The 22,925-nt window shown below is 69.0% G+C and carries 16 protein-coding genes; 3 read left to right on the forward strand and 13 right to left on the reverse strand.

Annotated features, from left to right (window positions below):
• The first annotated feature begins 48 nt into the window (after window positions 1-48).
• Window positions 49-3,513 carry a response regulator gene (locus tag A7D27_RS21310; RefSeq protein ID WP_069566013.1) on the forward strand — a complete coding sequence of 1,155 codons (3,465 nt, stop codon included), beginning with the start codon at window positions 49-51 and terminating at the stop codon, window positions 3,511-3,513.
• A gap of 28 nt (window positions 3,514-3,541) precedes the next feature.
• Here the strand turns inward: A7D27_RS21310 and A7D27_RS21315 are convergent, their stop codons facing one another.
• From A7D27_RS21315 to A7D27_RS21340, 6 genes are all read right to left on the reverse strand, one after another.
• Window positions 3,542-6,463: a bpX6 domain-containing protein gene (locus A7D27_RS21315; RefSeq protein WP_069566014.1), complete on the reverse strand. Its 2,922-nt coding sequence runs from the start codon at window positions 6,461-6,463 to the stop codon at window positions 3,542-3,544.
• Window positions 6,460-8,292 (reverse strand): hypothetical protein, encoded by a 1,833-nt coding sequence (locus A7D27_RS21320; RefSeq protein WP_083265727.1) that lies wholly within the window; start codon window positions 8,290-8,292, stop codon window positions 6,460-6,462. The genes A7D27_RS21315 and A7D27_RS21320 overlap by 4 nt, the downstream gene beginning before the upstream one ends.
• Entirely contained in the window at window positions 8,289-8,723 is a 435-nt protein-coding gene (locus A7D27_RS21325) for a hypothetical protein (protein ID WP_069566015.1), read from the reverse strand. Before A7D27_RS21325 ends, A7D27_RS21320 begins: the two co-directional genes overlap by 4 nt.
• Window positions 8,720-9,829: an AAA family ATPase gene (locus A7D27_RS21330; RefSeq protein ID WP_069561279.1), complete on the reverse strand. Its 1,110-nt coding sequence runs from the start codon at window positions 9,827-9,829 to the stop codon at window positions 8,720-8,722. Before A7D27_RS21330 ends, A7D27_RS21325 begins: the two co-directional genes overlap by 4 nt.
• Before the next feature lie 114 nt (window positions 9,830-9,943).
• Window positions 9,944-12,580 carry a patatin-like phospholipase family protein gene (locus tag A7D27_RS21335; RefSeq protein WP_069566016.1) on the reverse strand — a complete coding sequence of 879 codons (2,637 nt, stop codon included), beginning with the start codon at window positions 12,578-12,580 and terminating at the stop codon, window positions 9,944-9,946.
• 78 nt (window positions 12,581-12,658) lie between these two features.
• A complete protein-coding gene (locus tag A7D27_RS21340; protein ID WP_069561277.1) occupies window positions 12,659-13,933 on the reverse strand; it encodes an MFS transporter in 1,275 nt (424 codons plus the stop codon).
• 145 nt (window positions 13,934-14,078) lie between these two features.
• On the opposite strand from A7D27_RS21340, the gene A7D27_RS21345 reads away from it, so the two are divergent.
• On the forward strand, window positions 14,079-14,957 hold the full coding sequence (locus A7D27_RS21345; RefSeq protein WP_069561276.1) for a LysR family transcriptional regulator: 879 nt from the start codon (window positions 14,079-14,081) through the stop codon (window positions 14,955-14,957).
• Window positions 14,958-15,224: 267 nt separating this feature from the next.
• Window positions 15,225-16,640 (forward strand): amino acid permease, encoded by a 1,416-nt coding sequence (locus A7D27_RS21350; RefSeq protein ID WP_069561275.1) that lies wholly within the window; start codon window positions 15,225-15,227, stop codon window positions 16,638-16,640.
• Between the two features lie 68 nt (window positions 16,641-16,708).
• Here the strand turns inward: A7D27_RS21350 and A7D27_RS21355 are convergent, their stop codons facing one another.
• The 7 genes from A7D27_RS21355 to A7D27_RS21385 all read right to left on the reverse strand — a co-directional run bounded on the left by A7D27_RS21355 (window position 16,709) and on the right by A7D27_RS21385 (window position 22,917).
• Window positions 16,709-18,058: an MFS transporter gene (locus tag A7D27_RS21355; RefSeq protein ID WP_069566029.1), complete on the reverse strand. Its 1,350-nt coding sequence runs from the start codon at window positions 18,056-18,058 to the stop codon at window positions 16,709-16,711.
• An 87-nt stretch (window positions 18,059-18,145) separates the two neighbouring features.
• Window positions 18,146-19,135, reverse strand: a complete 990-nt coding sequence (locus tag A7D27_RS21360; RefSeq protein WP_069566017.1) for an amidohydrolase family protein — start codon at window positions 19,133-19,135, stop codon at window positions 18,146-18,148.
• Window positions 19,132-19,704 carry a 3-hydroxyanthranilate 3,4-dioxygenase gene (locus A7D27_RS21365; RefSeq protein WP_069561272.1) on the reverse strand — a complete coding sequence of 191 codons (573 nt, stop codon included), beginning with the start codon at window positions 19,702-19,704 and terminating at the stop codon, window positions 19,132-19,134. The genes A7D27_RS21360 and A7D27_RS21365 overlap by 4 nt, the downstream gene beginning before the upstream one ends.
• Before the next feature lie 10 nt (window positions 19,705-19,714).
• On the reverse strand, window positions 19,715-20,143 hold the full coding sequence (locus A7D27_RS21370) for a RidA family protein (protein WP_069566018.1): 429 nt from the start codon (window positions 20,141-20,143) through the stop codon (window positions 19,715-19,717).
• A 28-nt stretch (window positions 20,144-20,171) separates the two neighbouring features.
• A complete protein-coding gene (locus A7D27_RS21375) occupies window positions 20,172-20,942 on the reverse strand; it encodes a 2-keto-4-pentenoate hydratase (protein WP_069566019.1) in 771 nt (256 codons plus the stop codon).
• A complete protein-coding gene (gene dmpG, locus A7D27_RS21380) occupies window positions 20,939-21,976 on the reverse strand; it encodes a 4-hydroxy-2-oxovalerate aldolase (protein WP_069566020.1) in 1,038 nt (345 codons plus the stop codon). Before dmpG ends, A7D27_RS21375 begins: the two co-directional genes overlap by 4 nt.
• Window positions 21,977-21,987: 11 nt before the next feature.
• Entirely contained in the window at window positions 21,988-22,917 is a 930-nt protein-coding gene (locus tag A7D27_RS21385; protein ID WP_069566021.1) for an acetaldehyde dehydrogenase (acetylating), read from the reverse strand.
• Window positions 22,918-22,925 lie beyond the last annotated feature (8 nt).

Below are 22,925 nucleotides of genomic sequence, written 5' to 3' on the forward strand. Positions count from 1 at the left end.
GTGCCTTTGCGCCGGGAGTTCCGCTTCACGGTTCAGCAGGGAAGGCCGATGAACAGCACGTCTTTCAGCACCGATGCAGAGAGTTTCCGCCGCATTCTCATCCGCAACGTGGCATTGCCCCTGGGCGTTGGCGTCCTGGGTCTGGTGCTGTTCGTCGGGCTGATCGGCTACCTGCTCCATGTGCTCAATTGGGTCGAGCACACCGACCAGGTCATCGCCCGCAGCAACGAGAGCCTGCGCCAGTCGGTTGAGTGCGAATCGAGTCTCAGGGGCTTCCTGCTGTCCGGGGAGGAGGCGTTTCTGGAGGGCTACCGGGAGACGTCCCCGCGTCTGCTGGTCGGGCTGCAGGCACTGCGTGAGCTGATCCGCGACAACCCCGTCCAGAGTGAGCGACTGGCGCGAATCGAGGCTGCCCAGGCGCGCTGGCTGCAGATGACCGAGCCTCTGATCGAGGCGCGGCGTGCCAATCAGGACGTGAGCGCCTTCATTCGCGAAAGGCAGGGCAAGCGGCAGATGGACGAGGTGCGTCAGGGCTTCATGGCCCTTGTCGGCACCGAGGTGCAGCTTCGCAATGAACGTAGCGAGCGGGCCAACCGGGCCGTGGTGCTCATCATCGGCTTGCTGGCGGTCATGCAACTGGGCGGCAGTGGAGCCCTGGCCATTTTCGGGCGGCGTGAGCTGATCGGCCTGTCGACGGCCTACAACCGCATCCTTGGACAGCAGGGGCGCTTCACCGAGCAGTTGCAAGCCCAGGCCTGGCTGCGGGAGGGGCAGTCGCAACTGGCCGAACAGTTGATCGGCCAGCAGACCCCGGCGCTGATCGGCCGCGCCGTGCTGGATTTCCTCGCCGGTTACCTGGACGTCGCCGTGGGTGCCCTCTATGTACGCGAGGGTGACGGGCGGTTGCGGCGCGTCGCCGACTACGGCTTCGCACCCGGGCAGCAGGCCCGCGAGCAGGTCTTCGAGGACGGTGCCAGCCTGCTCGGGCAGGTGCTGCGATCCCGCGAGGCGCGGGTCATGGAAGGGCTGCCCCCGGCCTACCTGCGGGTCAACTCCGGGCTGGGCGATACCGACCCCCTGTCGGTGATCCTGTCGCCTACGCACAGCGATGGACAGGTCAACGGCGTGATTGAGCTGGCCTTCCTGCGGCCCCTGGAGTCCCGCGACCGGCAATTGCTGGAAGCCGTTGCCGAGAGCCTGGGCACCTCCATCGAGGCCGCTCGCTACCGCCAGCGCCTGCACGACATGCTCACCGAGACCCAGCAGCTCAACGAGGAGCTGCAGGTGCAGCAGGAGGAGTTGCGCGTCGCCAACGAGGAGCTGGAAGACCAGGCCCGGGTGATTCGCGACTCCCAGGTCAACCTGGAGACCCAGCAGGCCGAGCTGGAGCAGACCAACGAACAATTGAGCGAGAAGACCCGCCGCCTGGAAGATCAGCGTGACCTGCTGGACGAGCGCAACCACGCCCTCGACCAGGCCCGGCGCGAACTGGAGGCGCGTGCCGAGGAACTGCAGCGGACCAGCCGCTACAAGTCCGAGTTCCTTGCCAACATGTCCCACGAGTTGCGTACCCCGCTGAACAGCTCGCTGATCCTTTCCAAGCTGCTGGCGGAGAACCGCAAGGGCAACCTCGATCCGCAGCAGGTGCAGTACGCCGAGCTGATCAACAAGTCCGGCAACGAGCTGCTGCGGCTGATCAGTGACATCCTCGACATCTCCAAGGTGGAGGCCGGTCGCCTGGAGGTCCACCCCGAGGACACAGACGTTGCGCAACTGGTGGACGGCTTGCGCGCACTGTTCCAGCCCCAGGCCGACGAAAAGGGGCTGGCGTTCGACGTGCAGGTCGAGGCCGATACCCCGGCGCGGCTCTACACCGACGGCCAGCGCGCCGGTCAGATCCTCCGCAACCTGCTGTCCAATGCCGTCAAGTTCACCGCCAGCGGCCGCATCGGCCTCAAGGTCCGCGCAACCAGCGGCGGCATCGCCTTCGAAGTCAGCGACACCGGCATCGGTATCAGCGACGAGCAGATGGGCATCATCTTCGAGCCCTTCCGCCAGGTGGACGGCACCACCAACCGGCGCTTCGGCGGCACCGGCCTGGGCCTGTCCATCTCCCGCAACCTCGCGGAAATGCTCGGTGGCAGCATCACCGTGCAGAGCCAGCCCGGGCGCGGCAGTTGCTTCACCCTCTGGCTGCCCAGCAACTGCCTCGCCGGCGAGTCATTGCCGGATACTGCCCAGGCGCAGCCCGCCGAAGGCGCACGGGGCATGGCGCTCGCGGCGTCCGCCAGCGGCCTCCAGGACGACCGCCAGCGACCCGGCGATGGGCGCCACTGTGTGCTGGTGATCGAGAACGACCCGAAGTTCGCCCGTGACCTCTACGAACTTGCCCACGAGCTGGGCCACCGCTGCCTGTTGGCGGGTAGCGCCGAGGAGGGCCTGCGCCTGGCACGGGAGCAGGGGCCCGACGCGGTGCTGCTGGACATGCGCCTGCCGGACGAGTCCGGCCTCGCGGTACTGCAGACGCTCAAGGAAAACCCGGCCACCCGGCACCTGCCCGTGCACGTGCTCTCCGTCGACGACCGCACCGGCCCGGCGCTGCAGTTGGGAGCCATCGGCCACGCACGCAAGCCTGCCACCCGGGACCAACTGCGTGACGTCTTTGCCCGCCTGGAGGACAAGCTCACCCAGAAGGTCAAGCACGTTCTGGTGGTGGAAGGCGACGCCAGCCAGCGCGACAGCATCGCCCAACTGGTGAGCGATGAAGACATCCAGGTCAGCGCCGTCGCCAGTGGCACCGAGGCCCTGGAACGCCTGCGTGGCGGTGTGTACGACTGCATGATCATCGACCTCGCCCTGCCGGACATGCGCGGCAACGACCTGCTGGAACGCATGGCTGCCGAGTCGCTCGGCAACTTCCCCCCGGTGATCGTCTACACCGCCCGCCAGCTCAGCCCGCGCGAGGAGGAGGAGCTGCTGCGCCACTCCCGCTCCATCATCATCAAGGGCGCCTGCTCCCTCGAGCGCCTGCTCGACGAGGTCACCCTGTTCCTGCACAAGGTCGAATCCTCCCTCTCCAGCGACCGCCAGCGCATGCTGCAGAGCGCGCGCAACCGTGACCGGGTGTTCGAGGAGCGCACCGTGCTGGTGGTGGACGACGACGTGCGCAACATCTTCGCCCTCATCAGCGCCCTGGACGAGAAGGGCACTCGGGTGGTGACCGCCCGCAACGGCCAGGAAGCCCTGCAGAAGCTGGAGGAAAACCCGCAGATCGACCTGGTACTGATGGACGTGATGATGCCGGTCATGGACGGCTTCGAAGCCACCCGGCGCATCCGCCAGGACCCGCGCTGGAGCCGGCTGCCGATCATCGCCGTCACCGCCAAGGCGATGAAGGACGACCAGGAGCAGTGCATGGGCGCCGGCGCCAGCGACTACCTGGCCAAACCCATCGACCTGGAGCGGCTGTTCTCGCTGATCCGCGTGTGGCTGCCGAAGCTGGACAGGTTCTGAAGCGCGGCGGTGACCGCCGCGCGGCCGCTTACCCGCGCAGTTCGCGGAGTTCGCTGGTCAGGGTGTCCAGGCGCAGCAGGCGTCCCGTTTGGTCGAACAGACGCCAGTCGTGCGACTGGGCACGCACCTGCAGCAGTGCGTCCGCCGGCCAGTCCAGCACTGCGCAGGCCTGCAGCGACTGCTGGCTCACCAGGCGCCATTGCCGGGTGCTGCCCTGGGGTGCGAGGCCGATCAGCAGCCACTCCGGGAGCACCTCCAGGTCCAGCGCCGCCACCTGCTCCGGCGTGGTCCCGGGCAGAGGGATGTCGCATCGCCCACCGGTGCTTTCCATCGTCAGGGTCATCGTGCCGTTGGCGCCGTCCTGGCAGGTGAAGGTCAGCAACCCGCCCAGGGGGTTGGGGAGAATTCGTTGCTGCTCAAGGGGGGCGTCCACGGGCCTGCGCTCGGCCAGGCGCCGTGAGGGCAGGGTGTAGCGCCAGAGCACGTGCGACCCGTCTGCGCCGATCACCAACCACTGCTCGAAGTGCTCGGTGTGGTGGAAGAGGCGGATGTCGCCCTTGAGGTCGCTGACGTGCCAGAGCACGGCGAACGCGCGGTCGACGTCCACGACACGAACACTGTCCCGCAGGGTGATGGCCCAACTGATGCCGTCGAAGACCGGTGAGTGGGCGTGCAGCTCCAGGACACCCAGGTCCCGTGCCGTGCGCCTGACCAGGTCCAGTTTGGTGATGCGCCAGACCTGGTCGCGGCGTGCCATGGCCAGGGCAACGCGCCGGTTGTGCGCGATGACCAGGCGGTGTGCCGGTTCGGCGAAGCTGAATACTGCACGCCCGTGGGCATCCAGTACCTGGGCACCGGCTTCCCCGAGGGCCACCAGTGTGCGTTGGTCCTCCAGGGCCACCGCGTCGAAAATCGCCTGCTGCCCGGCGGGGGGCGCCTGCCAATGCAGTGGCGAGGTGGCGCGCTGCAAGGGGGTGGCACGCCCCTTGGGAAACCCGCGGGGCGGCAGGTCGGCCTGCAGCAGCGTGTCCCGGCTGAGCTTGAGCAGGCTGTCCAGCTCGGACCTGGACAGGTTCGCGCGTTGGGTGGCGTGGTCATCCAGCAAGGCGGGCAGCACCATCCGGGCCAGCAGGGCCAGTGAGCGGTTGTCCCGCGTGTGCCGGTTCTTGGTGCCGACCCACAACAGGGCGCGGGCCAGGGCCTGGCGATCCCGGACACGTGCCGGGTCGTCGCGCAGCGCACGCAGGGGGGCGGCATAGGCCTCCAGGGTGTCCGGCAGCAGGGCAGCGCGGGTCACCAGGGCCTCGGTGCCCAGGCTGCCGCCTGCCGCTTCGGCTTGGCTCAGCCATTGCACCGCACGATCCCGTGCCTCGGGAATCGGCCAGGCCACGTCCACGGCCTTCAACCAGTCGCCGCGCGCTACCAGCATCTCGGCCCATTCCATGCGCAGCCGGTCGGCCACTTGCGGCCACTTGGTCTGGAGCATCTGCACCGCGCTGACGAAGGCGTCGTCACGGCGCGCCACCTGCAGGGCCGTCTTCCAGTCGTCGGCCAGGCAGAAGAGGCGCACGATCCAGTCGGCCGACATGTCCCAGGCCAGTGCCAGCTCGGCAGCCTGGCGGAAGCGTTGGTGGCGCTCCAGGTAGTCCAGCGCCTCCTGCCGCACCTTGAGCAGCTCGGCGAGGATGAAGACCGCTTCGTCGATGCGCCCCGCACGGTCGAGTTTCTCGAAGTGCTGGCGATAGACCTTGCGCAGGTGGGCTTCCAGGTCCTCGCCCAGGGAGATGGAGGCCCCCGGGCCCGAGGGCCGCCCGAGGGACAGGTCGTCGCGGCGGTCCGGCGTGCCGAATGCCTGGCCCAGGCTGCCCTGTTCGCCTCCCAGGGGCAGCGCGTGACGCAGCGCCTCGTCGATGTCGCCCTTCTCGAACAGGTTGAGCATGCGCCGCAGGTAGGCACTCTGGCGGCGGTTGAGCATTGCGCTGAAGCGGGAAGTGATGGCCAGGCTGGTGAGCAGGCGACGCCAGCGGCTCGGGGTGGCCGGCGCCTGGCTCCTGCGGGGAGGGAGGGCGCGCGCACTGGCGACCGGCGTGGGGGCTGCCGTCCAGTGCTGGGGGGCGCCGGAGAAGAACCGGCGCAAGGCGCCGATGAGCAGCAGGGTGATGACGATCAGCAGGGCGGCTACGAACAGGAGCGCCCCGGGGCCGGATGGATCGTCGGAGTCCTGGGCCAGCGGAGCCGTGCTGGCCGAGGGTGACACCGCGTCCTGGGCCAGGTGCAAGGCGTCTGGCAGGTGGCTACCCAGGATCACCACGGCGAACAGCACGAACCAGATGAGCAGGCCCTTGCCGACGCCTCCGGAGGTGGTCTGCGCAGCAGCCCGCTTGCCCGGCGCACGCGCCGGAGGCTGCTTCGCCAGTGACTGGAGGAAGGCCTCGCGTTGTGGGCTGGGTGGTTTCACCTTGCCCTGGAGGATGGTGTGGATGTCCTTGGCGGGCGGCAGCTCTTCGATCACCAGCGGCGGTAGGGCGTCCCGGCAGTCATGGGTGTCCTGCCAGGGGTGGCCGTCGAGATCGAGGCAGTCCTCCAGCGCCAGGCGTTCGGCCTGATGCAGGTCCAGCGCGGTGACGCGGCCACCCTGTACCAGCCAGAGATCGGCGGTCGGCAGCGTTGCCTGCTCTTCCTGCGTCAGCTCGGCCGAGCACAGGCCACCGGTCTCCAAGGCCAGCAGCGGCCAGCCCTCCAGCGCGTCACAGTCCTGCACAACGGTCGCGTTGAAGCGCAACAGGTCGCCCTCGGGGAAGCGCCAGGCTGCCGATCCGGCCCGCCAATGGCGCAGCAACAGGGCCGCACGGACCTCGACCGCCAGCCAGTCGGCAGGCAGCCACAGGCCTGCGACCGGACGGCGCCCCTTGAGCGAGGGCTGACGAACGCGGGGGGCCGATGCACTCATGGCGTGCCTCCCTGGTCATTTGCCCGGGTGCAGGAGGCCCGCAGGCGCACGACATGGTGCCGGGTGCAATAGAGCACCAGCTCGCGAGCCTGACTGAGGACCGCCAGCAGGCCGCTGCTGGCACAGACGCTCAGCCGCGCAATGGCATCGGGCGTTTCGACGATGCTCCGGAGCGCACTGCTGTCATACAGGGCAAGGCGCTTGTGATCGCCGGACATCAGTACCAGCAGCAACCCCCTGGCGTCGGGGTCGGCCACCAGGCCCTGGGCACTCCAGCCCGGGGGCACGTCGAGTGTCCAGTTCCCTGCAGCGCCGCCTTGCCGATCCTCGGGGCGGCACAGCCGCCAGCGTTCCTGTGGCGTTGCGCTCAGTAGCAGGGCGCATGCCGGGTGGGTGCTGGTGGTGCTGAACCGGGCCATGAAGGCCTTGCTGGCTTCACCTACCTCGCCAAGGCGCAGGGGCGTGCTCACGCGGTGGCCCGACAGCACCTCCTGGAGGATGAAGCGCTGGTCACGCTTGTGCAGGTAATAGAGGCGGCCATCGTCGAGGTGGCTCATGGCGAGCACGTCTGTTTCTACGCGCTCCAGAAGCGGCTCCTGGCTGCGGGGGAGGCCTCTCTGGTGGTGCCAGTGCAGCAGTCGCCCCTGGGCATCCAGCAGGTAGAGGCGCTCGCCGTCATGGACGCTGTCCACCAGGGCGAGGGGTAGCAACCTGGCGGTGCCTGGTGGAGCGCTCAGTACCTCCTGTGGCGGACGTGTGGCGGTACTCAAGGGCGACAACTGCCAGAAGCGCAGGTCGGGACCGGCGTCCATCACGCCGCCCAGGCTGCGCCCGGTGAACGCCAGGGCCAGCGGCTGCTCCCCCGTGCTCCAGAGGAGCCGGCGGGTCCTGGGTTTCTTCTTGCTTCCCAGGGCCGGCAGCTTGAACACCAGTACGCCGGGCTGATCGAGCAGCGCCAACGCCACCATCTGCCCGGAGCGCGAAATGATCGGTGGCAAGGTCAATGCCACACGCTCCACGTTCAGGGTCTCGGCGTGCCCGGCAGGCACCTGCCCGGCGAGGGCGAACTGCCCTGAAAGCAGGCGCCTGCCGATGGCCGGGCTCGGCAAGGGCAGGTTCAGGGCGCGTCGGCTGTTGCCCAGGTGCAGCTCGGCCTCCAGCGCTTCGCCATCCAGGCTGGTGGAGAGGTGCAGGCGGTGGCTGAAACCGTCATCCGTGGCCTGGGCGCCAATCAGCCAGCATTCGTCCGGCGTTGCGGGCAGCGCGTTGCGCAGGTCGTTCCAGGCGCGCCAGTCATCGGGCGCGGCGGCTTGCCAGCGCCGGGCTTCGAGCAGGCGGGCGAAGTCGACTGCGCCGCGCACGCCATCGATCCAGCCGGGTTGCTGGAGGATGCCCCAGCGCAACTCGCCACCCACGGCCTGGGCACGGCGCGCCAGGAGGATCAGCATCGCAATGTGGGCCAGTCGTGGGGCGCCCAGTTGCCGGGGGCCGGCGTCGAACAGGGCAATGATCGTGCGGTTGCCCTGGCAGGCGCGTGCCTCGGAGGCGAGGAACAGGTGCTCGCCGCTGGCGGCACGCCGCAGGAACTCGTCGGGAAATGCATCGGCCAGCAACCACTCGCTGGGCAGCAGGCGCTCATAGGGGCCGCGCCGCTGCAGATCGCCCAAACCGTCCGGCTCCTTCAGCTCGCCGCTCTGTCGGCGCTGAACCGGCCCCACCAGGTTGTGCAGGCGTTGCGCCAGGTCGGCCAGGGCTTCGGCCAGCTCGCTGTCCAGTTCCTGGAGAGGCTGGCCCCAGTGGGCCAGGGCGTCGGGTAACTGCAGGCTCATGGGGCTGCCCAATGTTCGGCAATGCGCGCCAGGTGACCTTCGGAAAGCGGTAACTGGCGGTCCAGCGGCACCGTCCTGGCCGGCGCGGGCCAGAGCAGCAGCGGGGTGCGGCCGTGGCGCTTGGCGAGGGCACGGGCGAGCAGGTCCAGTGGCGCATCGGGGCACAGCCGGGTTGGCAGCCAGAGTTCGGGGGCACCTTCACAAGGGGCGGCGTAGTCGATGCCCTCCACCCAGGGCAGGGCGTCGGCCTCACCGATCACCACCAGCAGGTCATCGGCGGCGGTGGCCTGCAGGCCCGCCAGTTGCCCGGCGTGCAGGGCCAGCAGGCGCGCGTGCAGGCGCCGGGAGGCTTCGCCCCAGGCCAGGGCCGCACGGGGTTCCGGGGCCTGGGCGCGGGGTTGCCAGCGCCAGGCCTGTTTCAGGGCGCTCATGCGGGGGTGGCGAGGCGGGCGACCAGGCGCTCGCGCAGCTCGGCCAGCTCCGGCGGCAGGGCGTCAGCGAGGAAGTTGGCGTCGATCTCCCGCAGCACCGCTTCCGGGTTCGCGCCTTCGGCCTCGTCCAGGCAGGCGCGGGCTTCTTCGGCCAGGCGGCTGGCTCGCGACAGCGGCTGCAGGGTGGCTTCTTCCACCGCGCTGAAGAGGTTGTCGTTGCTGGCCTGGGCGAACAGTTCGCGCAGGACCTCGCGGGCCTGTTGCTGCATGGCCTGGGTGGGCAGGGCGTAGAGCAGCGGCCAGAGGTCCGCCTCGCTGGCCTGCTGGCGGCCGCCGAGCAGTGCGGCGGCGGCGATCAGGCGTTGCGATTTGACGATGCGCCGGTCGGAAAGCGGGATGCCGGCCTGGCGCAGGCGGCGGATGGCGTCGGCCAGGGCCGGGCGCACGCTGTCGAGGTCGACCTGGCGCAGGGCGCCGCAGAGTGTGTCCAGGTGGCCCAGGTGATGCGCGTCCAGCACGGGTAGCTGCTCGGCTTTCCAGCCCCCGGCGAGCATGGCTTCCAGTTGGTGGTCCGGCACGGTGTCGACGAACAGGTGCAGCAGGAAGCGGTCGGCGAAGGCCGCCAGGGCTTCGTCTTCCGGCAGGCCGTTGGCTGCGCCGACGCAGACCCGCAGCGGGCAGCGCAGCTCGGTGTGGCCCCGGCGGAAACGCCGTTCGTTGAGCACGCCGAGCAGGGTGTTGAGGATGGCGGTGGAGCCGAGGAACACCTCGTCGAGGAAGGCCACGTCGGCTTCCGGCAGCATGCCGCTGACATCGGTTTCCACCGTGCCTTCGCGCAGCTTGCGCAGGTCCACCGGGCCGAACAGCTCGCTGGGCTCGGTGAAACGCCCAAGCAGGTATTCGAAGTAGCGGCCGCCCAGCACCTGGGCCACCCGCCGCACCACGGCGCTTTTTGCCGTGCCGGGCGGGCCGACCACCAGCAGGTGCTCCTGGGCCACGGCGGCGAGGATGATGAGTTCGGCGAGTTGCTCACGGCCGACGAGGCCGGTGGTGGCGGTGCGAATGGCCGAGCGGAGTTCCCGGGCGGCGTGCTGGATGGCGTTCAAAGCGGCGTCTTCCCTGATGGCAAGGCGCGGATTTTGCGCAAATCGACCGGGCTGTCAATGCGCCATTACGCAGCCCGTCGGACGGTTCACAGGGAACCGTCCCGGCCCGTGCACTCACTCCCCGGCGGCATCCTCCAGCACCGGCTTGGCCAGGTAGCGCGACAGGGCGTGGGCGATGTTGTTGGGGCGCTGGACGTCGCCGAACAGCAGTTGCCCGATGCTCAGGCCCAGTTGGCGGTAGCTCTCGAACTGGGCTTCGTCGAAGAACTGGTCGCCGGTGGTCTGGTTGGGGAAGTCCGGGTGGGCGCGCACGTAGTTCAGTACATCGGTGGGTACGCCTTCGATCAGCCGGGGCTTGATCAGCAGGATGCGGCTGGTGAGGCGACGCGAGCTGTCGGGTTTCTCCCGGTCCGTGTGGAAGACGTTGAGCAGTACGGCGCAGCGGCGGTCGCTCGGTTCGGTGGCGGCACGCAGGCTCTGTGTGCTGCCGAACACCTGGGACAGCAGCGGGTGGCGCAGCACGCCGGGGTCTTCCTCGATCTCCAGGTCGTGGTCGATGCGCGACAGCCGCACCAGGTTGGCCAGGTCGTCGAAGCGGTACTCCGGGTCGCAGCCGCAGTCGCACATCACCACCAGTTCGATGTCGCGGGCGGGGCGCAGCAGTTCATAGGTGGCGGTGTTCTCGAAGTGGCCACCGTCGGTGAGGTAGAGCTTGTCGCGGCGATGGCCGTGGAAGCGCGCGGTGAGTTCGTAGAACAGGTAGGTCTGGGTCGGCAGCCAGTGCGAGGGTGCTTCGTCGATCCGCGACAGTGGCTTGGTGCGGTCGACGAAGTTGCTCTGCCACCAGGTGCCCAGGCGCACGTTGGCCAGCCCCAGCAGCAGCGAGAGGCCAAGGCTGGTCTGGCGGCCGAGGCCGGTGCTGACAGCGGCGCCGGAGGTGGCCACCCACTGACCGAGGCTCAGCGGCTGGTTGATCTCGCCGCGGCCGTGGGGTGGCAGCCGGCTTTTGCGCTGGCCGTCGAGGATGAAGCTGGTGACCTGATCCTGCTCGCCGCCAGGCACATAGCGGTAGGGCGCCACGCACAGCGGCTTGCCCTTGCGGTCGCGCTGCACCAGTTGCTCGGCCGGGTCCACGGTCAGGTTCACGGTGACGTTGATCAGGTGCAGCGGGCCGGCGGTGCGCCTGCCGTAGTAGTCCTGCAGGGAAATGTCGTCCTGCGAGAGCGTCTGCGACACGCTCATGCGCCGCCTCTGGGCGCAGGCGACGTCGAAGCGCTGGCCGTTGGAGGCCCCCAGGTAGGCGCGGGTCAGGCGGGCGGAGTAGAACGCCTGCAGGCTGGAGAGGTTGATGAAACCGATGAACTGCCCGGTGACCACCGTCATCACCAGGGCGATGACCGCCAGCAGGCCGAAGCGGAAGAGCTGCGTGTCACCCGCGTGGGCGCCCGGCACCTGCCCGTTCCAGGCGAACCAGTGGGCCAGCAGGCCCCAGGCCAGGGTCACGGCCAGCAGCAGGGCCAGGCCGGCGACCAGTGCCAGGGCGTCCAGGGGCAGCTTCTTCAGCAGCCCGGTTGCGGGCTTTTCGTCACGGCTGCGGGCCAGGTGACGCACCAGCCAGATCAGCACCGGCAGCACGCTGAAGGTCAGGCTGCCCTGCCAGTGACGGGCCAGCACCGTGTACAGCTCGAACGTCAGTTGGTGCACCAGCACCAGCACCAGGGCGGCAACGGCCCAGGTAATGGCCTTGCTCAGTGCCCGGGTGGCCCTGAGGCGGTAGTTGCGCACGTTGTCGGCATCCAGCCCATCGTCCTTCTCATTGGGGCGTTGCTTCCGGTACTGGGAGGTCACCAGGGCGGCGCACCAGGCCAGCCCCAGGCCGAGCACCGTGACCACTACCCAGAGCAGGTCGCGGGCGGGCGTCGGCAGCTTGTCCGTTGTGATGGATACCCAGGTGAGCACCACTGCCATCGCCAGGGCGCTGCCGGCGGCCCAGTTGCGCAGCGTGGGCCGTTCGTCCTGGGTCTTGCGTGAGTAGATCAGCCAGTACGCCATCATCAGCGGGGCCACGGCCACCAGGGCGATGCACAGGGGAATGGCCAGGAGGTGGTCGCAGAACAGGCTCCAGCGCGAACAGGCCACGCCCTGGGTCAGCGCCAGCAGCGCGGTGACCAGCAGGATCGGCAACCCGATCACCAGGTGCACGGCCACCCAGTTGCGCCAGGTCATTGCCAGGGCGTAGATCAGGTCACCGGCGCCGGTGGGTGTCAGGTAGCGGCCGTTTTCCCGCAGCCAGGCGGTGGGCCCGGCGCCGACCGGCGCCGCTCGGTAGTCGGTGGAGGAGTGGATGCGCCCCGGCGGCTGGTAGCCCAGCACCCGGTAGGCGTTCTCGGCGGCCTGGCGCGCCTGGGCCTGTTCGGTGCCCGTGCTGGAGCGCAGACGCCCGGGCTGGAACAGGCTGGAGAAGAACGAGCCCATGTAGCCGCCGCCGCTCACGGTGGAGAGGTAGTCGAAGCGCGGCAGCAGGCGTTCGGTGTGGGCGTCGCCATTGCTGCCGAGGGGCCGGTTGGCGGGGGCGTAGGGCGCGCGGGCCAGGGCCTGGAGTACGCCGAAACAGAAGGTGGCGCTGCGGATGCCGCCGCCGGAGAGGGCCAGGGCCCAGGGGCGGCGGCGCGGTTCCGACGGGGTGTCGATGCCGAGCGTCTCGCGGCGCCAGACGATGCGTTCCTGTTCGGCCTTGTATTGGTCTTTCACGTGCCCTCCCTGGTGCGATGTTGCCTACAGCTCCTTACTAAAGCAGGTGCAGGGCATTCCGCCAGCCAGGCAACGGGCTCAGCGCGGGCCTCCCGGGCAGGGGCCCGGATCGCCCAGGGGGCGCCGTGCCAGGCCGATGGCCAGTACCAGGGCCAGCACCAGCATGCCGCCGACGAACAGGCCGATGCCGTGCCAGCCGGCCTGGTGCCAGAACAGCCCGCCGACGCTGCCGGCCACGCCGGAACCGGTGTAGTAGAACGCCTGGTAGAGCGAGGCCGCCTGGCCGCGTGCCTGGGTGGCACGGCGGCCGACCCAGCCGCTGGCCACCGAGTGGGCGCCGAAGAAGCCGAAGGTGAACAGCAGCATGCCCAACAGGATCAGCGGCAGCGGCGCCAGCAGGGTGAGGCCGAAGCCGCCGAGCATCAGCAGGATCATCACCCACAGCACCTTCTGCCGGCCCACCCGGTCGGCCAGCGAGCCGGCCATGGCCGAGCTGTAGGTGCCGGAGAGGTAGACGATGGAGAGCATACCCACCGCCGCCTGGCTGAGGTGGTAGGGCGCCTGCAGCAGGTGGAAACCGATGTAGTTGAAGAAGGTCACCAGGCTGCCCATCAGCAGGAAGGCCTCGACGAACAGCACCGGCAGCCGGGCATCGCGCAGGTGCAGGGCGAAGCCGCCGGCCAGGTTGCCCAGGGTGATCGGCCGGGGGCGGAAGTGCCGGGACTCCGGCAGCAGGCGCCAGAACACCAGGCCGGCGAGCAGCGCCAGCAGGCCGATGCAGGCCAGCACCCAGTGCCAGGAGAGGTAGTCCACCATCACCCCGGCCACCAGGCGGCCGCTCATCCCGCCGATGGCGTTGCCGCCGATGTACAGGCCCACCGCCAGCCCGGTGTGGGCCGGGTGGATCTCCTCGCTCAGGTAGGTCATGGCCACGGCCGTGAGCCCGCTGAGGGAGAGCCCCACCAGCACACGCATCAGCAGCACCAGTTCCCAGCGCGTCATGGCCGCGCTGGCGAGGGTGAACAGGGCTGCGCAGAGCAGCGAAACGCCCATCACCCGCTTGCGCCCCAGGGCGTCGGACAGCGAGCCGGTGAACAGCAGGCCCACCGCCAGCGCCAGGGTGGACACCGACAGCACCAGGCTGGCCTCGGCGGCATTGATGGCGAACGCCTGGGCCAGCACCGGCATCATCGGTTGCACGCAATAGAGGAGGGCGAAGGTGGCGAAGCCGCCGCAGAACAGCGCCAGGTTGGTGCGCAGGAAGGTGGCGCTGCCTTTCTCGATATGGGAAGGCGGCTCGGCGGGCGCGCCGGTGGCAGTCTGGCGCTCGGGGTGGTTCATCGGGGACCTCATCACGCGAATCAGGCAAGTCGGCCCATCAGGGCCGTGGCCCGCTGCTGGCGGGCTCTGGGGGACGGGGAAAGCCTATCGGTGCGCAATACACGTTTCCAATATATTGTTCGACATCTTTGATATCTGAAACCTATCAATCGCTGCCATGGAACTCCGCCACCTGCGTTACTTCATTGCCGTCGCCGACGAACTCCACTTCGGCCGCGCGGCGGAACTGCTGGGTATTTCCCAGCCGCCCCTGAGCCAGCAGATCCAGGCCCTGGAAGAGGAACTGGGGGCGCGACTGTTCGAGCGCACCAACCGCCGCGTGGCCCTCACCGAGGCCGGGCGGCTGTTCCTCGACGAGGCCCGCCAGGTGCTCGCCCAGGTGAGCCAGGCCGCCGAGGTGGCGCGCCGCGCCCAGCGCGGTGAACTGGGCCAGTTGAAGCTGGGGTTCACCTCCTCGGCGCCGTTCACCTCGGTGATTCCCGGCGCCATCCTGCGCTTTCGCCAGGCCTTCCCCGAGGTGCAACTGGAGCTGCACGAGCTGAACAGCCGGGAGGTGGCCGACGCGCTGCTCAACGGGCGCATCCAGGTGGGGCTGATCCGCCCGCTGCCGTTGCCCGAGTCTCTGGTGGCGGTGGAGCTGTTCCGCGAGCCGCTGGTGGCGGTGCTGCCCGCCCAGCACCGGCTGGCAGGCGAGAGCGCCGGCCTGCACCTGGCGGAGCTGGCAGCCGAACCCTTCGTGTACTTCCCGCGCAATGCCGGCACCGGCCTCTACGACCAGGTGATCGCCCTGGCCCACGAGGCCGGCTTCAGCCTGCGCATCACCCAGGAGTCCCACAGCGCCCTGACCCTGATCGGGCTGGTGGCAGCGGGACTCGGGGTCTCGGTGCTGCCGGCGTCCTTCACCCGCATGCATTTCGACGGCGTCGTCTACCGCCCGCTGCTGGACGCCGGCGCCACCACCGCCGTGTGGCTGGTACGCCGGGACGACGAGCGCTCGCCGCTGTCGCGTGCCTTCATCGAGCTGATCGCGCCCTGATGGAGGATGCAGGTCACTCCGAGTATTCCGAATAGGAATAGACGCGAGCCCGTTTTCTATTTTTGAGTAATGGCGACGCTGGATAGCATCCCTGGAGAGCGCATGCCACACGGCCTGCGGAACCGCCCACGAGCATCCATCAGGAGTTGCCATGCCGATTCCCCCTCGCTCGAGTCGCGCCGACTGCGAGCGCCTTGACCTCGACGACCCCCTTGGCGTCGATCTGCAGTCGGTGATCTGACCCACCCCTCCACAGGAGTTGCGAACATGACAAGAACAACACGCACGTTCGATGACCTGACCCAGCGCGAGCAGGGCCTCAAGCAAAGCCTGGGCAGCGGCCAGTTGTCGATGATCGCCATCGGTGGCGCCATCGGTACCGGCCTGTTCCTCGGCAGTGGATTCGCCATCGGCTTCGCCGGCCCCAGCGTGCTGGTGAGCTACGCCATTGGCGCGGTGATCGCCCTGCTGTTGATGGGCTGCCTGGCGGAAATGACCGTCCGCCATCCCACCTCCGGGTCCTTTGGGTCGTTCGCCGAGTTCTACGTCGCGCCCTGGTTCGGCTTTCTGATCCGCTATGCCTACTGGACCTCGATCGTCTTCGCCGTCGGCACCGAGATCACCGCCGCTGCCCTGTACATGGCCTACTGGTTCCCCGACGTGCCGGGCGGCTACTGGATGGTCACGTTCTCCGCCGCGCTGGTGGCGGTGAACCTCCTCAGCGTGCAGGCGTTCGGCACCGTCGAATACCTGTTCTCGGTACTCAAGCTCGGCGCCATCGTCGGGTTCATCCTGCTGGGCGCCTGGGTGGTCTTCGATGCACCGGCCGGCGGCCCCATCGGCTTCGCCAACTACACCCGCGACGGCGGCTTCTTCCCCCATGGCTACTGGGGCACCTGGGTGGCGGTGATCGTGGCGTTCTTCAGCTACCTCAGCATCGAGATGATCGCCGTGGCAGCGGGGGAGGCCCGTGACCCGAAGCGTTCCGTGACCCGTGCGTTCCGCATCACCCTGGTGCGGCTGGTGCTGTTCTACCTGCTGACCCTGGCGCTGGTGCTGGCGATCCTGCCCTGGCGCCAGAACGACGGGGGCCAGAGCCCCTTCGTCCTGGTGATGCAGGCGACCGGCGTGCCGTTCGCCGGGGCCCTGTTCAACGCCGTGGTGCTGGTGGCCGCACTCTCGGCAATGAACAGCCAGCTGTACATCACCTCGCGGCTGATGTTCAGCCTGGCCCGCGCCGGCCAGGCACCGGCCCTGTTCGGACGGGTCAGCCGGCGTGGCGTTCCGCTGGCGGCGCTGCTGCTGTCTTCCCTGGGCATCGGTCTGGGCACGCTGCTCTACATCGTCGAGCCGGAGCGGGCCTTCACCCTGATGATGTCCATCGCCATGTTCGGCGCCATGTTCACCTGGGCCGGCATCTTCCTCACCCACTTGCTCTTTCGCCGGCGCCAGGCCGTCGACACCCTGGAGTTCCGCCTCTGGGGTTACCCCTGGACCAGCCTGGCCGGCCTGCTGCTGATGCTCGCGGTGATGGTCACCACGCTGTTCACCGAAGCCTTCTCGCTGACGCTGATCTGGGGCCTGCCGTTCCTGGGGGTGATGACGCTCATCTACCTGCTGCGTTTTCGCGCATCGCGGCCGGTCGCCGGTGAGGCGCCAGCCCCGCTGCCCTTGCGCCGCTGAGACGCTGCAAAGCAAAGCGGGCAACGCCGGTGGGCGCTGCCCGCTTTCTTGTGCCCGCCGCTGTCGCGTTACGCGGTGGCGGCCATCGCCTCCTGGCGACTCGCCATGCGCTGCATCAGCCCCAGGGCCAGGCTCGCCAGCAGCACCGGCAGGGCGATCCAGACGAAGAACCGGCCCAGCTCGCCCGCTTCGGCGAACAGCCAGCCCCCCAGCATCGAACCGATGATGGAACCGGCCCGGCCGGCGGCCAGGGCCCAGGCAACGCCGGTGGCGCGCGAGGTCATGGGGTAGAGGGTGGCGGCCACCACGCTGAGGTTGTTCAACGCACCGGTCAGGCTGAAGCCGGCCAGGAACACGATGCCCAGGGTGCCCCAGGCACTGCCCAACTGGGTGCTGACCAGCGCCAGGGCGAGGCTGGCCACCAGGCACAGCCAGGGCAGGATGCGCAGGGCGCCGATGCGGTCCATCAGCAAGGCCATGGCGATGCCGCCCAGCACGCCGCCGAACGGCATCATCGCGCTGATGTGGGCGGCCTCGGTGGTCGCGTAGCCGCTGGCGCGCAGCACGGTCGGCAGCCAGTTGGTCAGCAGGTAGAAGACGAACAGGCAGCAGAAGAAGGTCAGCCACAGCAGCAGCGTGCGCGGCAATTGGCCGGCGCTGAACAACGCCGCGATCGATGCGCGAACCGCCGGGGTGTGGGACGGGGCGGCCGCCAGGGTGTCCAGGCGGCTGGCCCAGTCACCCTGGCCGGCAATGCGCTCCAGGACCCGCACCAGTGCTGCCCGGTGACGCGCCTGGCTGGCCATGAAGCACACCGACTCCGGCAAGCCGTAGAACAGCACCGGCCACAGCAGCAGCGGTGCCAGGCCGCCGACCAGCAGCAGCCCCTGCCAGCCGATCAGCGGCAGCAGCCAACCCGCCAGCCCGCCGCCCAGCGCCAGCCCCAGGGTGAAGCCCGAGTAGCTGAGGGTGACCAGCAGCATGCGCCGCCGGGCTGGCGAGTACTCCGAGCAGAGGGTGATGCAGTTGGGCAGCACCCCGCCCAGGCCGATGCCGGTGGCGAAGCGCAGCGCCGCCAGCACCTCGATGGACGGCGCCAGGGCGCAGGCGAGGGTGCCGCCGGCAATGATCAGCACGCAGACCAGCAGCACCGCCTTGCGCCCGTGCCGGTCCGCCAGCGGTCCGAAGCAGAAGCTGCCCAGCAGCATGCCGAACAGGCCCGCACCGAAGGCCGGGGCCAGGGCTGTCCGCTCGATGCCCCAGTCGCGGATCAGCTCGGGGGCGATGTAGCCGATGGCCGCGGTGTCGAAGCCGTCCAGCAGGACGATGAGAAAGCAGAGCACCAGCACCCGCACCTGCAAGGCGGAGATCGGGCTGCGGTCGATGAGTTCGGTGAGGGCGTGTACGCGCGCGTTCATGGCGGATTCCTTGTTGGAGTTGTTCTCGGAAGGGATGGGCACGGGCGTTGCGGGCCGGTGGAAGACGATGTCCATCGGCCCGGCGGTTCAGTCGAGGTTGAAGAAGCGCCGGGCGTTGCCGGCGACGATGCGGGCCTTGTCGGCCTCGGTCAGGTGCGGGTGTTCCAGCACGCCGGCGCCGATGCGTTGCTCGCCCAGCGGGAAGGGTGCATCGGAGCCCAGCATCACCCGGTCTGCGCCCATGACGTCCACCAGCAGTTGCAGGGCGCGCGGGTCGAACACGGCGGAGTCGACGAAGAAGCGCTTCACGTAGCTGGAGGGCGGGTTGGGGCAGTCTTCGCGGACGATGTCGCGGTGGCGCCAGGCGTTGTCCACCCGCCCCAGCAGGAAGGCGAAAGCACCGCCGCCATGGGCGAAACACAGCCGCAGGGTGTCGGGCAGCCGCTCGAAGGCGCCGGAGAGGATCAGCGAGAGAATCCCCAACTGGGTTTCTGCCGGCATGGCCACCAGCCAGGGCAGCATCCAGCGCTTCATGCGTTCGCGGCCCATCATGTCCCAGGGGTGCACCAGCAGCGGGATGCCCTCGGTCGCGCAGTGGTGGAGAAAGGTCACCAGGCCGTCCTGGTCCAGGTCCTGGTTGCCGACGTGGTTGCCGATCTGGACGCCCACATGCCCGGCCGCCACGGCCCGGCTGGCCTCGCGGCAGGCGGCGTCGATGTCCTGCAGCGGGACCTGGGCCAGCACCTTGAGGCGGTTCGGCGCGTGGTTGGCCATTTCCAGGGCGCGGTCGTTCATCAACTGCGCCCAGGGCAGCGCGCGTTCGAGGGGCTGGTCGTAGCCGAACATCACCGGGGTCGCGCACATGACCTGGATGTCCAGGCCCTGTTCGTCCAGGTGCTCCAGGCGGCGCTGCGGGTCCCAGAGCGCGTCGTGCACGGGGCGGAACGGCGTGGTGCCGACCATGATCTGCCCGCTGCGGCCTTCGGCGCGCAGCCAGGGGGCGCGCTCGGGGCAGAGGCGGGCGGCCTCGTCCTGGCTGATCGGCGGGAAGAAGTGGGAGTGGATGTCGATCTTCATAGGCGGTGGAACTCGTTGAGGGTCTGGTGCCAGGTCTGCCAGTCGCGACCGGGGTGGATGTCGCCGCATTCGGGGCAACGGCGGGCCTGTTCGGAGGTGGCGTAGAACTGCTCGTAGACCGGTGGCAGGTCGTTGACGATGCTCTCCAGTTGCATCTCGTAGCGTTTGACGAGGGTGCCGCAGCGTGCGCAGGACCATTGCAGGGCGTCACGCAGGCCGATCGGGCGCTGGCGCTCGATGACCAGGCACAGGCTGTCCGCCTCCGGGCGTTGCGGTGAGTGGATGACGTGGGGGGCCATCAGGTAGATGTCGCCCTCGCGCAGCTCCACCCGGTCGTAGCGCCCGCGGTCCCAGATGTTCAGGTAGGCGTTGCCCCTGAACTGGTAGAAGAACTCCTCCATCGGGTCGTCGTGGAAGTCCGTGCGCTGGTTGGGCCCACCGACCACGGTGACCATGAAGTCGCTGTCCTGCCAGACCTGCCGGTTGCCGACGGGGGGCCGCAGCAGGTGGGCGTTTGCCTCGATCCAGTGGTTGAAGTTGAGCGGCGGGCTGAAGTGGTTCTTGTGCATTGTTCTGTCCTCAGCGGTGGCGGGGGGCGTAGGCGATGGCCTTGATCTCGATGCGCAGGTGCGGGTGGGGCAACTGGTGGACGGCCACGGTGGTGCGGGTGGGGCCGGACTCGTCGAAGTACTCGGCGTAGACCTCGTTGTAGCCACCGAAGTCGTTCATATCGACGAGGAAGCTGCTGATCTCCACCAGGTCCTCCAGGCGTGCGCCTTCGCTGGCGAGGATGTCGCGGATGTTCTCGATCACGGCCCGGGTCTGGGTGCGGATGTCCAGCCGGGTGGTACCCAGGGCATCGACCTCGACGCCGGCGAAGCTGTTGTCCGGGCGTCGCGAGCTGGTGCCGGAAACGAACAGCAGGTCGCCGGCGCGCTTGATGTGGGGAAAGCGGCCCCGGGGCTTGGCCTTGCCGGGGACGACGGTGGAGCGGTTATCGGCGGTCATGGTGGCTCCTTGTGAGGGCGGCGAAGGGTCAGGCACGGACCGTGAAGTGGCTCTCGCCCAGCCCGAGGATCTCGACGCTGACGTGGGCGCCGGGGTAAAGGGCCTCGGCGGCGGTGGCCGCGCCGGCCATCACCAGGCTGCCGGCCGGCAGCACGCACTCGGCGTCGTGCAGCAGGCGGGAGGCGTGCGCCAGGCTGCGCAGGGGCTGACCGAGGATGGCCGCCGTGGAGCCGACCTGGACCGCTCGGCCGTCCAGGCGCATGACCACACCGGCATTGGCCAGCCCGGAGACGTCGCGGGACCAGGGGCCGACGGTGAGGCCGGAGGAGGAGCAGTTGTCGGCCACCACGTCTTCCAGGGTGAAGGCGAAGGCCTGGTAGCGGGAGTCGATGATCTCCAGGGCCGGTGCCACCGCTTCGATCCAGTCGGCGGCTTCCAGCAGGGTCAGCGGGCGGTCGATGTCGCGGCGGGTGAGGAAGCAGACTTCCGGCTCGACGCGGGGGTGGATGTAGCGCGACAGGTCCACCAGGCCGCCGTCTTCCTCCAGCATGGCGTCGGTGAGCCAGCCCCAGATCAGGCTGTCCACGCCCATCTGGATCATCTTGGCGCGGCTGGTGAAGCCCAGCTTTATGCCGATGCTGCGCTCGCCATCGTCGTAGCGGTGCTGCATCGAGGCGCGCTGGATGCGGTAGGCCTCGTCCAGCGAAAAGGGCGTGGTGGCGCTGAACTGCGGCAGGGCTTCGGCGCGGCGCGCGGCCTGGTCCAGGGCGGCGGCGATGGGGCGGATGTCGAGGCTCATGGGCGGTTCTCCGGTTGGCGGGCCAGCAGGTCGAGGGCGACGTCGACGATCATGTCTTCCTGGCCGCCGACCATGCGCCGGCGGCCCAGCTCGACGAGGATGTCCAGGGTCTTGAGGCCGTACTTCTGCGCGGCGACCTCGGCATGACGCAGGAAGCTCGAATACACCCCGGCGTAACCAAGGCCGAGGGTCTCCCGGTCCACCCGCACGGGGCGGTCCTGCAGCGGGCGTACCAGGTCGTCGGCGGCGTCCATCAGGCGGTAGAGGTCGGTGCCGTGGTTCCAGCCCAGGCGTTCGGCGGCGGCGATGAACACCTCCAGCGGCGCGTTGCCGGCCCCGGCACCCATGCCGGCGAGGCTGGCGTCGATGCGGTCGCAGCCTTCCTCCACGGCGACGATGGAGTTGGCCACCCCCAGCGACAGGTTGTGGTGGGCGTGCATGCCGGTCTGGGTCTCGGGGGCGAGCACGGCCTTGAAGGCGCGCATGCGCTCGCGCACATCGTTCATGTTCATCGCCCCGCCGGAGTCGGCCATGTAGATGCAGGTTGCGCCGTAGCGCTCCATCAACTGGCCCTGCTTCGCCAACTCCTCGGCCGGGATCATGTGGCTCATCATCAGGAAGCCGACGGTGTCCATGCCCAGGTGGCGGGCGTATTCGATGTGCTGCTTCGACACATCCGCCTCGGTGCAGTGGGTGGCCACCCGCACGCTGCGGGCTCCCGCGTCGTAGGCCGCCTTGAGGTCGTGCACGGTGCCGATGCCGGGCAGCAGCAGCACGGTCAGGCGTGCGTGCTCGATCACCTCCGCTGCCGCTTCGATCCACTCCAGGTCGCTGTGGGCGCCGAAGCCGTAGTTGAAGGAGGAGCCCTGCAGGCCGTCGCCATGGGTCACTTCGATGGCGTCCACGCGGGCTGCATCCAGAGCGCGGGCGATGGTTTGCACCTGCTCGATCGAATACTGGTGGCGGATGGCGTGGCTGCCGTCGCGCAGGGTCACGTCGGAGATGTAGAGCTTCTTGCTCGGGTCGAATGCCATGGGGCGTCTCCTCAGCCGTGGTTCATCGCCTGGGCCATGCGCTCGGCGGTGGCCAGCGCGGCGGAGGTCATGATGTCGAGGTTGCCGGCGTAGCTCGGCAGGTAGTGGCCGGCTCCTTCCACCTCCAGGAAGATGGAGGTCTTGAGCCCGCTGAAGCGGCCATGACCGGGGATGTTCAGGTCCTGCACCCGGTCGAACTGGACGTCCTGCTTGAGGCGGTAGCCGGGCACGTAGGCCTGCACGGCGGCGGCCATTTCCGCCACGCTGGCGGCGACCTGCGCCGGGTCGGCGGCGTCGCTGAGCACGAACACGGTGTCGCGCATCATCAGCGGCGGTTCGGCCGGGTTCATGATGATGATCGCCTTGCCCTTGGCCGCCCCGCCGATCACCTCGATGGCCTTGGCAGTGGTCTCGGTGAACTCGTCGATATTGGCGCGGGTGCCGGGGCCGGCGGACTGGCTGGCGATGGAGGCGATGATCTCGGCGTAGTGGACCTTGGCCACCCGCGAGACCGCCGTCACCATGGGGATGGTGGCCTGGCCGCCGCAGGTGACCATGTTCACGTTGTGCAGGTGCAGGTTGTGCTCCAGGTTCACCACCGGCACGCAATAGGGGCCGATGGCTGCCGGGGTCAGGTCGATCAGGCGGATGCCGGGCTTCACGCTGCGCAGGAAGGCGTCGTTCTGCACGTGGGCGGTGGCGCTGGTGGCGTCGAAGACGAAGTCGATCTCGTCGAACACCGGCAGGCGGGTCAGTCCCTCGACGCCTTCATGGCTGGTGGCCACGCCCAGGCGGGCGGCGCGGGCCAGGCCGTCGGACGCCGGGTCGATGCCGACCAGGGCGCCCATTTCCAGATGCTGTGCGTTGCGCAGGATCTTGATCATCAGGTCGGTGCCGATGTTGCCGGAGCCGACGATGGCGACTGTGCGTTTCTTGGGCATGGACGATC

The organism is Pseudomonas sp. 1D4, from assembly GCF_001728925.1.
Classification (GTDB): Bacteria; Pseudomonadota; Gammaproteobacteria; order Pseudomonadales; family Pseudomonadaceae; genus Metapseudomonas; species Metapseudomonas otitidis.